This is a genomic window from Micromonospora sp. U56, assembly GCF_018070095.1.
GTDB classification, from domain to species: domain Bacteria; phylum Actinomycetota; class Actinomycetes; order Mycobacteriales; family Micromonosporaceae; genus Micromonospora; species Micromonospora purpureochromogenes.
On record NZ_JAGPYL010000029.1, the window covers coordinates 24,392 to 36,462 of the forward strand.

The window sequence follows — 12,071 nt, forward strand, 5'->3', positions numbered from 1 at the left end:
TTCGCAGAGCAGTTTGCGTGACGACCATTGCTTGTCGGTCCTGTCGATCTCGACGGCGATCGGGGCCGCTCCCAGACGCTCACAGACAACATCGAGGTAACCCGGTCGATCCGGACGAGGACCGGGCAGGCGCCCCCTACCCGTCAGCCCCGCTGGCGCTGGCCCGACGACAAAGGGTTCGGTGAGCGGCCCAGGGAAACGGGTCGGTGGCAACACCGGAACCCCGCCCCGGCCGACTCTCTAAGCGGGCTGATTGATCGCGGTGTGCGGGCGTCTCGGCTGGAGAGGCCGTTCCGATTGTCTAGCGGGGTGGTGACGGCGGTTCGGGTGGACGTCCCTTGGCGCGGAGCCCGTCGGAGGTGGCGATGCCGGCTAGGACGACAGCAGCGGTGATGGCGACGGCCAGTGGCGGCAGGAGGATCATCGCTGGTGAGATGCCGGCGAGCACTAGTGCCCCGATCAGCCGGGAGCGGGACACCCGGGCGAATACCGCGTACTCGAAGAGGGCGCGTCCGGCTAGGAACAGGACAGGCCCGCCGAGGATGACGCCGATCCAGGCCGAGTCGGTACGTCCGAACGGATGCTCGATGACCAACTCATAGCCGACGGCGACGGCGACGATGCCGATCACCATGAGCAGGTGAGCGAGGATCGCCCGTCGGACGAGTTGGCGTGGATCGGGAGCCACCGCGATGGCATCGGGCAGTAGGTCGCCGGCCCGGTACATGTAGATCCGCCACAGCAGGGCGGTGGTGGCGAACGCAACTCCGAACGCGGCGGCGTGGCCTCCTGGGAGGTATTTGGTGCTGTAGGTGATACCGGTGACCAGGATCAACTCGCCGAGGGCGATGACTAAGAACTGCCGGTAGCGCTCGGACAGGTATTCGGCCACGACGGGCCACTGGGATGCCGTGCGACGAACCCACGGTGTGGGCCAGAGCAGCATGGCTCCCGCGAGGTCGATGGCTATCGCCAGCGTCCACAACACCCCACGTGTTGGACTCTCGGGAAAGGTCGTCCCGACTATCCACGGCACGGCGGATACCGCGAACCATAGGAGAACCCCCGCCGATCGACGCTGCGCCTTGTGGCCGCGTAGGGCCGGCACGAGGACGAGCTGACGGCCGATATGGATCGCGACGTACACGCCGGCGAAGCCCAGGGCCCGAGCGCCGAACGCCTCGGGCACCGCGACCGCCATCACCAAGGCGCCGAACATGGTCCCGACGACCACCAGCTGGATCTCCGGCCGCGTCGGGTCGTACAGATCCGTTACCCACGCTGTGACGAACCAGACGATCAACAGGGCCAGCAGCACCACCAGCGTCTGGCCGACTTCGGTGAGGACAACTCGCCGCTGGGAAGTTATGTCCGTGAGTAGCCGCTGTGAGACCCGGGTGAGCGCGAAGACGAACACCAGGTCGAAGAAGAGGTCCAGGAAGGTCGGCCGCTGCGGTTGCCCTGGTTTCCGCATTACCGCGGCCGCCCTGCTTGTCGTCATCAGCTCGCCCGTTTCTACCAGCTCTATACGTGTCTAGGCAGTAATACGATGACGACCACCTGAGACGGTGCATTCCATGCAGGGGATCGGAGTAGACAGCACGCGCCGACACCCAGCAACGCGACGGATCAGGCTCCCCCCGACCGGGGTCGTCCCTATTCGGGGTATGTGCTCCCGCCCAGCTCACAGGGCGTCTCCTTCCTTGATGGGGGCGCTGTCAGCGAGTGCGCAGTGGGTGAGCCCAAGGCTATGTCGCCTCGGTCAACTCTTCAGGAACGCGAGCAGATCCTTGTTGACCTGGTCCTGGAGCGTGGACGTGATGCCGTGCGGCGCGCCCGGGTAGTAGATGTCCTTGGCGTTCGCGATGAGCTGAGCCGTCTTCCTCGCCGAGTCCTTGACCGGGACGATCTGGTCGTCCTCGCCGTGCAGCACCAGGGTGGGGATGTCGAACTTGGCGAGATCGTCGCGGAAGTCCGTCTCGGAGAAGGCCTTGATGCTCGCGTACGCGTTCCACAGGCCGGCCTGCATACTCCACAGCCAAAACTGGTCGAGGATCCCCTTCGAGACCTGTGCCCCCTGTCGGTTGGCGCCGTAGAACATCTGCGCCAGGTCCTGGTAGAACTGCGACCGGTCCTTCATCAGGTTGGCGCGCAGCCCGTCGAAGACGTCGATGGGCAGGCCCTCGGGGTTGTCCGGCGTCTGCACCATGATCGGCGGCACGGCGGAGATGAGGACGGCTTTGGCGACCCGTCCCGTCCCGTGGCGGCCGATGTAGCGCGCGACCTCACCACCGCCGGTCGAGTGCCCAACCAGCGTGGCGTCGGTGAGATCGAGCGCCTCGATGACCGCTGCGAGGTCGTCGGCATAACCGTCCATGTCGTTGCCGCCGGACGCCTGGCTCGACCGGCCGTGACCGCGGCGGTCGTGCGCGACGACCCGGAAACCGTTCTGCATGAGGAAGAGCATCTGCCCGTCCCACGCGTCCGCGTTCAGGGGCCAGCCGTGGGAGAAGGTGACAACCGGGCCCGCACCCCAGTCCTTGTAGTAGATCTCGGTGCCGTCCTTGGCCGTGATGTAGCCCATGCCGCTTTCCTTCCGATTCGTCACAGTCAGCATGCAGGCCGGACCGGCCGATACCGGCCGAAATGTCGGGACAGAGAGGTTCCAGCGGCCTGCACCCGCGATGTCGGGTTCATCCGATGCTAGGTGGCACTGCGTAAACCATGCTGCCGGATCGGCGAACGCGGGAAGGGTTCGAGAGCCGACCTCGACACCACCGGGGGTCATCCATTTCGCGATCTTGTAGCGGTGGGCAGTGACCCGATCGTGGGGGCGACGGGATGACCGCTGGCCCGGCACACTGTCCGACGTGGGGACGCCAGCGCCGGTCACGGTGCACGACATGACGGTCGAACTGGACTACGGGCAGTTCACGCTCTCCGGCACGTCGGAGGGCGACTCGGACCTGAGCATGCTCGGACGGGAGGCGCAAATCGGCCCGTGCATCGCCAGCGACGATCACACGGTGCTCGTTTGCGTGCCGCACCAGAACAACTTCGACATGGCGCTGCGGGTCGAGGTGTGGGCCGAACCGCCGCCCCGGGACTTCGGGCAGTGGGAAGAGATCTTCGAGTGCGCGCTGGAGGTCGACGGCGGAGAGCTGTCGTACGGCTCGCCGACGATGGGGTCCCGGGGGTGCGAGGTGCCCGACGGGCGGTACGGGGTCCGCATCTGCGGTCGGGGCTTCGTCAACCGGGGCTGGCCCGGATCCACGAGACCCGGCGACGTCTGGCGGGTGCAGCTCTGGCCCACCAGGAGAAACCTGCCGGACCGGAGGATCCGAGCCTGGCGTCCGCCGGAGCAGGGGGCCGCGCCTGTCCTGCCGATCGCGCAGGCCTGATGGCGCGAGCAAATCGGTAAGGTAGCTACGCGGGCGGAAACGAGCACGATGGGCTGTCGCAGTTCAGCGACCGAGAACGAAGTACGCAAGACCCAGGACGCCGCGGTAGACGCCGACGTTCTCGCGCAGCCGGTCATCGAGTTCCTCGCGTACCTCCGTCGCGCGAGGGTCTTCCGGGTGTTGCAGTAGCCACTCCTGCTGCCCCGCGCGCCAGGTTGACTCGAAGTCGTCCCATTCCCGCTGGTCCGCGGTGCTGAAGTGCAGGACTCTCCAGCCCAGTCCACGGGCGAGCTCGATGAGATCCGCCAGCGGCACCGTCTCTTCCCCGAAGACTTCTACCGCCTCGGCCGTCGGGGGCCGCTCCCAGTACGCGTCGCCGAACAGGAGGCGGCCACCAGGCCGTACGGACTCGGCGAGTGCCGTGAGGGCACCGGCCGTTCCACCGAAGGCATGCGAGGCGCCAACGCACAGGACGCGGTCGCCGGTCTCCCGCGAGGAGGCCGCTTCCCCCTTCATGAAGGTGACGTGCCTGTCCAGCGAGCGGTCAACCGCCAGTGCCCGGCCCCTCGCGAGAGCAGCGTCGTCCGTGTCGACACCGACGCCCGTCGTCACGGTCGCGCCGCTCACTCCTCCGGCGGCGACCGCCCTCAGCAGCAACTCGCCCCACCCGCAACCGAGGTCAAGTACTCGCGCGCCGGGCCGGATGTCAAGCCGCTGCAGAAGCAGAGCGGCATGCTCCTCCGACAGTGGCGTGTTCCAGCGCATCCGCGCATAGCGCACAGCGGCAAGGTCCTCAGTCGTCTGCATCCGTCGAGGGTGGCAACTCCTGACCAGCGGCGCATCCCCGTTTCGCGACCACCACGGCCTATCGGATCACCGCCCGGCTGACGTCGGGCGCGGGCAGGAAGCAGACCAGTCCGCGTCCGCCGGCGTCGGTGACCACCCACGGGTGGCCCAGGTAGGTCTGCTGCCGGTACGACCGGCCCGGTTCCAGGACGGCGTACCGGCGCCGCTGACCGTCGTAGTCGAGCCAGTGCACCACGACCTCGGAGTTTCGCCGGTTGACGAAGTCGACGAACGTCTCCGCGCCGCCGCCGCTGGAGCGCAGCGACGGTTCGCGCGACGGGGGCAGCGGCGGCAGTTCGTCCGAGCGCGGCTGCCCGGGTGGGGTGGTCGACGGGCGCGGGCGGGTGGTCGTACCCCCGCCGGGGTTGCGTGGCCGGGCGGTGGGGCTGGGCGACCGCACCGAGGCCCGGGTGGAGAGGGACACCGGCGCGGGGGAGAAGCTGACGGTGGGTTGGCCGCTCGCCGGCTCGGGCGTGACCGCCTGGTCGAGCCCGGTTGCCGGCGCGGCGGCCGGCGGGCCTTCCTCAGGGCGCGGCGGAGCCGTCCAGATCGGCCACGCCGCGACGGCGAGGGTGGCGAGCGCGCCGACCACGGCGCAGCCCAGCACCAGCGCCCGCCCCGGACCGCCGGCGCGAGGTGACGGCTCCCGGGCGAACTGCCGCGCCGGTCCCGGCGCGGGATCGCCGGCGCGGCGCCGTGCCTCTCCAGGCGTGATCGACGGGTACGGCGGGAGCCCGCCCGCACGGCGAGGCTCGGGCAGCCAGCCCCCGATGCGCAAAGTCGCGTCGGGGCGGTGGGTCTCGTCGGACGGATCGGCCATGGCCCCGTTCCCGGGCAGCGCAGCCACCCCGGTCGGTGGCATGGGAAAACCGATTATCGGCGGGCCGTGTCGCCGGTCGTCAATGGGCCACGGGGTGGAGGACGGGACGATGATTGTCCGGCCTCCGGGGCTGGTGAGCTGCGACGCCGGCAATCTTCCACGGTCGATCGGGCAGTTGTCCGCCGGGCCGGCGCGGCGACGTGACGCGGCGTCTCCGAGCGGCGCTGCGTCGGTCTCCGGCAACGACGCGGGAAGCGGATCGCCTTAGCAGATCCACCGGCTGGGCGCGGGTTGTCCACAGGGGTTGGTGTTGTCCACAGGCGACCGGTCGAGGCCGGTGGACCGGAGGGTCTTCGGAGCAGGGTCTGGGTCAGCACCCCCGAGCCGGACCGCTGGAGGCCGCGATGCCACCCCGTACCTCACTTCCGCCGCACCGGCGGCTGCCGCTCCTGGTGACCGCGGACGGTGACCTCCTCGACGAGCTGCTCCGGCTCGCCGCCGCGGGCGGTACGGAGGTCGAGCTGGCGGCTGATCCCGCCGCCGCCCGCGCCCGGTGGCTGCCGGCACCGCTGGTGCTGGTCGGCCGGGACCAGGCGCAGGCGTGCCTGCGGGCGCGGCTGCCCCGGCGGCCGCGCACGGTCCTGGTCGGCCGCACCGGGGAGCTCGACCCGGCATGGGAGGTCGCCGAGCTGCTCGGCGCGGAACACGTGGCCACCCTCCCGGCGGCCGAGCCCTGGCTGGTCGACCGGTTCACCGAGTGCGGATCCGATCGTCCGTTCGGCGGGCCGGCGCGGACCGTCGCGGTGCTCGGCGGGCGGGGCGGCGCGGGGGCCAGCGTGTTCGCCGGCGCTCTCGCGGTCACCGCCGCCCGGGCCCGCCTGCGCACCCTGCTGGTGGACGCCGATCCGCTCGGCGGCGGCCTCGATCTCGTTCTCGGCTGGGAGGAGCTGGACGGCCTGCGCTGGCCGGCGCTGACCGACGCCGACGGCCGGGTGGACGCGCCGGCGTTGGTCCGCGCCCTGCCCAGCCGGGGTGACCTGGTGGTCCTCTCCTGGGACCGGGGAGACCTGCTGGCCCTGCCGGCCCAGGCGATGGCCGCCACGGTCGACGCCGCCCGGCGTGGCCGGGATTTCGTGGTGGTCGACGTGCCCCGCCAGCTCGACGACGCGGCGGTGGTCGCGTTGCAGTCGGCCGACCAGGCGTACCTGGTGGTACCGGCCGAGCTGCGGGCGACCGCGGCGGCGGCCCGGGTGGTCGCGGCGGCCGCCCCGCACTGTGCCGCGCTCGGCGTGATCGTGCGCGGGCCAGCACCCGGCCGGTTGAAGGCCACCGAGGTGGCCCGCGCCCTCGGTCTCCCGCTCGCCGGCACGCTGCGGCCCGAGCCGGCGTTGTGCCGAGGACTGGAACGGGGTGAGGCGCCGGCCGGGGCCGGGCGGGGCCCGCTCGCCGCGCTCTGCCGGCGCATCGTCACCGAGTTGACCGGCCTGCCGGTCCCGGGTGCGGCATGACCGGCCGGCCTGACGACCTGTCCGCCCGGGTCCGGCAGCGGATGGCCGGCACCGCCACCCCCGTCACCCCGGCCGCCATCGTCTCCGCCGTCCGGGCCGAGCCCACCGCCGCCGTCCTCGGTGACACCGCCGTGCTGCGGATGGCCGACCAGGTCCGCGACGACCTGGTCGGTGCCGGGCCGCTCGCCCCGCTGTTGGCCGATCCACAGGTCACCGACGTGCTGGTCAACGGCACCCGGGTCTGGGTCGACCGGGGCGAGGGCCTGCGGCAGGTGGCGGTGCCGCTCGGCTCCCTCGACGACGTACGGCGGTTGGCGCAGCGGCTCACCGCGGCCGCCGGCCGCCGGCTCGACGACGGCTCCCCGTACGCGGACGCGCGGCTGCCCGACGGCACCCGACTGCACGCCGTACTGCCCCCGGTGGCGACCGACGGCCCCTACCTGTCCCTGCGTACCTTCCGACAGCGGCCGTTCACCCTCGACGACCTGGTACGCCAGGGCACCGTCCCACGACCGGTCGCCCCGGTGCTGGCGGCCGTGGTGGCCGCCCGGCTGGCGTACCTGGTCACCGGCGGCACCGGCTCGGGCAAGACGACCCTGCTCAACACGCTGCTCGGGCTGGTGCCCTCGACCGAGCGGATCGTGCTGGTGGAGGACGCCGCCGAGCTGCACCCGGTGCACCCGCACGTGGTGGGGCTCCAGGCCCGTACGGCCAACGTGGAGGGCACCGGCGCGGTCGGGCTCAGCGAGCTGGTCCGGCAGGCGCTGCGGATGCGCCCCGACCGGCTGGTGGTCGGGGAGTGCCGGGGCAAGGAGGTGGTCGACCTGCTCGGCGCCCTCAACACCGGTCACGACGGCGGTGCCGGGACGCTGCACGCGAACACCCCGGCCGACGTGCCGGCCCGGTTGGAGGCGCTCGGACTGCTCGGCGGGCTGCCCAGGGCCGCGCTGCACGCCCAGGTGACCGCCGCGCTCCAGGTGGTGCTCCAGGTACGCCGTGGGCCGCGCGGCCGGGTGCTGGAGTCGATCTGCCTCCTGCTGCCGGAGGGGCCCGACCGCCTGGTCACCGTCGTGCCCGCCTGGGTGCGTGGACGGGGGCTGGGACTGGCCGGTCGGGCCCTCGGCACGCTGTTGCGGGACCGGGGCGTGGCGGTGCCACCGATCCTCTGCGAGCCGTGGCCGGGATCGGCGGGGCCGGCATGAGTCTTCCGATCTGGCTGGTGGCGGCGCTGCTGGTGGGCGCGGCGGCGGTGGTGGCCTGGCCGGTCCGCAGCAGCCGCCGGCGACGCCGCGCCCTGCTCGGGGTCGGCAAACCCGGCCAACCCGCACTCACGCCGCACGACGGCGAGCCGTTCCGCACCGCCCCGGCCGCCTTCCTCGCGTCCGAGCCCGCCATCGGAGTGACGGAGACACCGCCACCGGTTGTCGCCGCCCCGGCCGCCCTCCTCGCCTCCGGGCCCGCCATCGGAGTGACGGAGACACCGCCGCCGGTCGGCACCGCCCCGGCCGCGGTCGTACCGCCCGGCCCGCGCCGGTCCGTCGGGACGAGATCGAGCCGGCCCACGCCGGCTCCCGACCGCTCGTGCACCGTGGCGGTGGTCGTCGGAGGCCCGACGCCTGCTCCCATGGCCGGCGGCCGGCTTGCCCGTCCGGCGGCGGCGCTGACCAGGCCACCGTCGTTCCGGCCGCCCGGTCGGCGCGACTCCCGCCGACCGGTGGAGCCGCTGCGGCTCGGCGCTGGCGAGATCCGCCGCCTCCATCGAGCCGCCGGTTCGGACGGCGTCCGGGCCGCCGACACCGCCGCGCGGTGGTCGGGCGCGTTGACCACTGGCCGGCCGCCGATGCGGGTGCAGGCCGCGCAGCGGTTCAGGGGGCTCCTCGCGCCGCTGGTGAGTCGCCCACGCCGGACGTTGCTCCTGGTCGGGCTCGTGGCGGCGGCGCTCGGCGTCATCGCCGCCGGGCCGGTCGCCGGGGTCCTCCTCGGCGGGTACGGCGTGCTGGGCGCCCGGGCCGTGCTCCGGCGGCGGGCGGCGCGGCACGCCGTGGGGGAACGCCGCCGCAGGTTGGACCAGCTCTGCGGTCTCGCCGCCGACCTGCGGGCCGGCCTGCCCGTCCCGACGCCGGACGACGACGGTGACCGCCTCGGGAGCCTGACCCGGGCCGCGGTGCGGCTGGCCGACCGGACCGGTGCACCGTTGGCCGAACTCCTCGAACGCGTCGAAGCCGACGCCCGGGCACTGGACCGGGGGCTGGCCGCCGCCTCGGCCCAGGCCGCCGGCGCCCGGGCCACCGCGCTGCTGCTCGCCGCCCTGCCGCTCGGCGGGATCGGCCTCGGCTACGGCATCGGCGCCGATCCGGTCGCGGTGCTGCTGCACACCCCGGTCGGGGCGGTCAGTGCGCTGACCGCCATGGGCTTGCAGATCGGTGGTCTGCTCTGGGCGGAGCGGTTGGGCGGCACGCCGGACGCGAGCGCCCGATGATCCGGCAGGAGTGGGCGGCCGGCGCTCTCGTCGCCGCGGCGGCCCTGGTGGTGGCGCTCCGTGCGCCGGGCGCCCGCCCCTCCCGACGGTTGCGGGGACTGGGCCCCCAGGTCCGGCCGGCGGCGGACCGGCGCCCGACATGGTGGCCGGACCGGATACGGCTCGGCGCCGGGCTGGCCGGAGTGGCGGTGGCGGTCCTGCTCGGCGGGGTGTCGGGTTGCCTCGTCGCAGCGGTGGCCGCGCTGGTGGCGGACCGGCTGCTCCGGCGGATCGAGTCCCCGGCCGCCCGGGACCGCCGGCTGCGCGAGGCCGCCGACCTTCCGCTGGCCGCCGACCTGCTGGCGGCGACGTTACGTGCCGGCGCGCCGGTCGACCGCTCGGTACTCGAGGTCGCCGACGCCCTCGGCGGGCCGCTGGCCGAGCGGCTCCACCGGATCGGCCGGACGCTGCTGCTCGGCGGCGCACCCGACGAGGCCTGGGCGCACCTCGGCGCGGTACCGGGAGCCGACCGGCTGGTCGCCGCCGCGTTGCGCACCTCGCGCAGTGGAGCCGCGCTCGCCGGTGCGCTCACCCGGGTCGCCGACGACCTGCGGGCGGACCGGTCCATCGCCGCCGAGGCGTCGGCCCGGCGGGCAGGGGTGCTCATCGTGCTGCCACTGGGGCTCTGTTTCCTGCCGGCCTTCATTCTCGCCGGCCTGGTGCCGGTGATCGTCGCCGTCCTCGGCGACGTGCTCTGAGAAACCATCGAGAAGGGACACACCAGTGCGCAAACTCCTCGCCCGGCTCCGGGGGGACGCCGGGATGAACACCGCCGAGTACGCCGTCGGCACCCTCGCCGCGGTCGCCTTCGCGGGCATCCTGCTCAAGGTGCTCACCTCCGGCAACGTGCAGTCCGCCCTGACCGCGGTCATCGACCGGGCGCTGAAGTGAGCCGGCGCCGGCCGGCCGGCCGTGACCGGGGTTCGTTCACCGCCGAGTTGGCGGCCGGCCTGCCGGCGCTGCTCCTGCTCCTGCTCGCCGGCCTCACCGCGGTCGACGCGGTCACCACGAAGGCCGCCTGCCTGGACGCGGCCCGGGAGGCGGCACTCGCCGCCTCCCGGGGCGAGAGCGGCACGGCGGCCGGAACGCGGATCGCACCTCAGGGCGCGGTCGTCTCGGTGTCGGTGAACGGCGAGCGCGTCACCGCCACTGTTCGGGCGCCCGTCCGGGCGCTCGGTGCGCGACTACCCCGGATCACCGTGGCCGCCACAACGGTCGCCGCCGTCGAGCCGGGCTCGCCCGGGGCGCAGCCGTGACGCCGCGACGTCGGGTAGCCGTACAGGTCCAGCAGCGACGGTGTCGACGATCGCGGGCATGCCTGCGGCGACCCGGCGCGTCCGAGCGAGGCGGGGCGACGGTGTGCCTGCTCGTCGTGGGCCTGGTGTTCGTCCTCGTCGGGGTCTTCGGTGCGGCGATCGGCACTGCCCGGACGGCCCGCCACCAGGCCCGGGTCGGCGCCGACTTCGCGGCGCTCGCCGGAGCGGGCCGGGCGCTGGACGGGGACGGCGTGGCCTGCGCCGCGGCCGCCGAGATCGCCCGGGCCAACGGTGCCCGACTGGCCGGCTGTCACCTGGACGGCCTGGACGTGTTGGTGACCGTGCACGTGCCGGTGACCCCGCTACCAGGTTTCCGGCGGATCGCCACGGCAACCTCCCGCGCCGGCCCGATCCGGGACTGACTGGTCGGCCCGGGTCGCCTGGGGCCTGGGTCGCCTGGGGGGCGGGTCGACTGGGGGCGGGCCGACTGGGGGCGGGGGACTGACGACGATCCCTGGCCGCGCCTGCGGGCGGCGGCCACAGCGGCGGGTTTAGGCCGACCGTTCGGCGAGGCGCTGTCCGGCGGCACTGCCAGGCGGCACTGCCAGCCGGCACTGCCTGGCGAGGCGCTGTCCGGCTGCACTGCCAGCCGGCACGGCCCAGCCGGCACTGCCCTGTGGCAGCAGACCGGTTCGCGGGCGGCGACGAACCGCCCCGAGTGCCCCGCCGGGGCCGCGACAGAGCCGCCGGGGCCGCGACAGAGCCGCCGGGGCCGCGACAGAGCGGCCGGGGCCGCGACAGAGCCGCCGGGGCCGTGACAGAGCGGCCGGGGGGCGCGCCCCGCGGGACCCGCCCCCGGCCGCTCGGCGGGTCAGCGGCCCTGGAGAGCGTCCAGCCCGATCGCCATGGCGATCACCAGGCGGCGGTCCACCTGCGGGTTCTGCACCTCGACGACGTACTTGTCGCGCAGGCCCCACTTCTTGACGACCGTGAAGACCGGCTGACCGCCGGCGACGAAGTCGAAGTGGTACGGCAGCCAGGAGAGCGAGTCCACGAACCGGCGCAGCAGCGCCACCGGCATGCTCCGCTCCTGACCGGTGATCTGCGGCAGGCCGGCCTGCTCGACGTGCCAGGTCGAGCGCAGCAGCGACTGGGCGAAGTCCTTGCGGAACAGCCCGATCGAGTTGCCGGCCGCGTCGGTGACGTCGTACGTGGCGCCGAGGTCGAGCCGCTGTCGCGCCTTGAAGCCGAGCAGGGGCTGCTGCTTGGAGTCGTCGGTGTAGATCGTGACCTGCTCCTTGAAGGCGAGCCGCTTCTGCTGCGCGAACGCCAGCAGCTCTCCCTCGGTGCCGTCGGGGGCCACGGCGCGGACCTCGTACTGGTTGACCATCATCCGGATCCGCTGCCGGACGTGGAACTGGTGCTGCGTCTGCAAGTTGTCGAGCTGCATGTATATCTCCTCCGAAGTTTGCGCCGGAGTCTCGCACAACCTGCGGCTCAGCGTCCGCCCTCGACCGTCGCCTTCAGCGCCCAGGCGTTGAGCACCTGGTGAATTCCGCGCAGCCGCTCGTTGATCTGTTCGAGGCGTTCCGCCTGCGCCAGGCTGGCCAGCGCGGGGCCCAGGGCGATCTGCTGGTCGGGGGTGAGCTTCTCCTGGTCGATCGTATAGAGCAGGTCGACGGTTTCGGCGATGGTGTCGGCCACGGCTCCTCCTCCGGTGCG

14 protein-coding genes are annotated in these 12,071 nt (G+C 73.2%); 8 read left to right on the top strand and 6 right to left on the bottom strand.

Annotated features, from left to right (window positions below; translation table 11 throughout):
• Nucleotides 1-301: 301 nt before the first annotated feature.
• Nucleotides 302-1,501, bottom strand: a complete 1,200-nt coding sequence (locus tag KBX37_RS12970; protein WP_247657866.1) for a low temperature requirement protein A — start codon at nt 1,499-1,501, stop codon at nt 302-304.
• 261 nt (nt 1,502-1,762) lie between these two features.
• Nucleotides 1,763-2,788, bottom strand: a complete 1,026-nt coding sequence (locus tag KBX37_RS12975; RefSeq protein WP_374103736.1) for an alpha/beta fold hydrolase — start codon at nt 2,786-2,788, stop codon at nt 1,763-1,765.
• 82 nt (nt 2,789-2,870) lie between these two features.
• Between KBX37_RS12975 and KBX37_RS12980 the strand changes: the two genes are divergently transcribed.
• Nucleotides 2,871-3,401: a hypothetical protein gene (locus tag KBX37_RS12980; RefSeq protein WP_210776150.1), complete on the top strand. Its 531-nt coding sequence runs from the start codon at nt 2,871-2,873 to the stop codon at nt 3,399-3,401.
• 63 nt (nt 3,402-3,464) lie between these two features.
• Here KBX37_RS12980 and KBX37_RS12985 read toward each other — a convergent pair whose 3' ends face one another.
• Together KBX37_RS12985 and KBX37_RS12990 are read right to left on the bottom strand one after the other, a co-directional pair.
• Nucleotides 3,465-4,208 (bottom strand): cyclopropane-fatty-acyl-phospholipid synthase family protein, encoded by a 744-nt coding sequence (locus tag KBX37_RS12985; protein ID WP_210776151.1) that lies wholly within the window; start codon nt 4,206-4,208, stop codon nt 3,465-3,467.
• Nucleotides 4,209-4,266: 58 nt separating this feature from the next.
• Nucleotides 4,267-5,067: a hypothetical protein gene (locus KBX37_RS12990; RefSeq protein WP_210776152.1), complete on the bottom strand. Its 801-nt coding sequence runs from the start codon at nt 5,065-5,067 to the stop codon at nt 4,267-4,269.
• Nucleotides 5,068-5,519: 452 nt separating this feature from the next.
• Here KBX37_RS12990 and ssd point away from each other — a divergent pair, with 452 nt between their 5' ends.
• The 7 genes from ssd (at nt 5,520) to KBX37_RS13025 (ending at nt 10,771) form a co-directional block, all read left to right on the top strand.
• Nucleotides 5,520-6,575: a septum site-determining protein Ssd gene (ssd, locus tag KBX37_RS12995; RefSeq protein WP_210776176.1), complete on the top strand. Its 1,056-nt coding sequence runs from the start codon at nt 5,520-5,522 to the stop codon at nt 6,573-6,575.
• On the top strand, nt 6,572-7,777 hold the full coding sequence (locus tag KBX37_RS13000; protein WP_210776153.1) for a TadA family conjugal transfer-associated ATPase: 1,206 nt from the start codon (nt 6,572-6,574) through the stop codon (nt 7,775-7,777). Before ssd ends, KBX37_RS13000 begins: the two co-directional genes overlap by 4 nt.
• The gene (locus KBX37_RS34440) at nt 7,774-9,054 is read left to right on the top strand and encodes a hypothetical protein (RefSeq protein ID WP_247657869.1); all 1,281 of its coding nucleotides are present in this window, start codon (nt 7,774-7,776) and stop codon (nt 9,052-9,054) included. The genes KBX37_RS13000 and KBX37_RS34440 overlap by 4 nt, the downstream gene beginning before the upstream one ends.
• On the top strand, nt 9,051-9,791 hold the full coding sequence (locus KBX37_RS13010) for a type II secretion system F family protein (protein ID WP_210776154.1): 741 nt from the start codon (nt 9,051-9,053) through the stop codon (nt 9,789-9,791). The genes KBX37_RS34440 and KBX37_RS13010 overlap by 4 nt, the downstream gene beginning before the upstream one ends.
• A gap of 64 nt (nt 9,792-9,855) precedes the next feature.
• On the top strand, nt 9,856-9,984 hold the full coding sequence (locus KBX37_RS13015; protein WP_208418639.1) for a DUF4244 domain-containing protein: 129 nt from the start codon (nt 9,856-9,858) through the stop codon (nt 9,982-9,984).
• Complete coding sequence (locus KBX37_RS13020) at nt 9,981-10,349, top strand: TadE family type IV pilus minor pilin (protein WP_210776155.1); 369 nt, start codon at nt 9,981-9,983, stop codon at nt 10,347-10,349. Before KBX37_RS13015 ends, KBX37_RS13020 begins: the two co-directional genes overlap by 4 nt.
• A 101-nt stretch (nt 10,350-10,450) precedes the next feature.
• Nucleotides 10,451-10,771 (top strand): Rv3654c family TadE-like protein, encoded by a 321-nt coding sequence (locus tag KBX37_RS13025; protein WP_307849053.1) that lies wholly within the window; start codon nt 10,451-10,453, stop codon nt 10,769-10,771.
• A 449-nt stretch (nt 10,772-11,220) separates the two neighbouring features.
• Here KBX37_RS13025 and KBX37_RS13030 read toward each other — a convergent pair whose 3' ends face one another.
• Together KBX37_RS13030 and KBX37_RS13035 are read right to left on the bottom strand one after the other, a co-directional pair.
• On the bottom strand, nt 11,221-11,799 hold the full coding sequence (locus KBX37_RS13030) for a hypothetical protein (RefSeq protein ID WP_210776156.1): 579 nt from the start codon (nt 11,797-11,799) through the stop codon (nt 11,221-11,223).
• 47 nt (nt 11,800-11,846) lie between these two features.
• A complete protein-coding gene (locus KBX37_RS13035; protein ID WP_210776157.1) occupies nt 11,847-12,053 on the bottom strand; it encodes a hypothetical protein in 207 nt (68 codons plus the stop codon).
• Nucleotides 12,054-12,071 lie beyond the last annotated feature (18 nt).

Coding starts and splice junctions, on each gene's coding strand:
- KBX37_RS12970 (WP_247657866.1), bottom strand. CDS start 1,501: ATGACGACAAGCAGGGCGGCCGCGGTAATGCGGAAACCAGGGCAACCG.
- KBX37_RS12975 (WP_374103736.1), bottom strand. CDS start 2,788: ATGACCCCCGGTGGTGTCGAGGTCGGCTCTCGAACCCTTCCCGCGTTC.
- KBX37_RS12985 (WP_210776151.1), bottom strand. CDS start 4,208: ATGCAGACGACTGAGGACCTTGCCGCTGTGCGCTATGCGCGGATGCGC.
- KBX37_RS12990 (WP_210776152.1), bottom strand. CDS start 5,067: ATGGCCGATCCGTCCGACGAGACCCACCGCCCCGACGCGACTTTGCGC.
- KBX37_RS13000 (WP_210776153.1), top strand. CDS start 6,572: ATGACCGGCCGGCCTGACGACCTGTCCGCCCGGGTCCGGCAGCGGATG.
- KBX37_RS34440 (WP_247657869.1), top strand. CDS start 7,774: ATGAGTCTTCCGATCTGGCTGGTGGCGGCGCTGCTGGTGGGCGCGGCG.
- KBX37_RS13010 (WP_210776154.1), top strand. CDS start 9,051: ATGATCCGGCAGGAGTGGGCGGCCGGCGCTCTCGTCGCCGCGGCGGCC.
- KBX37_RS13015 (WP_208418639.1), top strand. CDS start 9,856: ATGAACACCGCCGAGTACGCCGTCGGCACCCTCGCCGCGGTCGCCTTC.
- KBX37_RS13030 (WP_210776156.1), bottom strand. CDS start 11,799: ATGCAGCTCGACAACTTGCAGACGCAGCACCAGTTCCACGTCCGGCAG.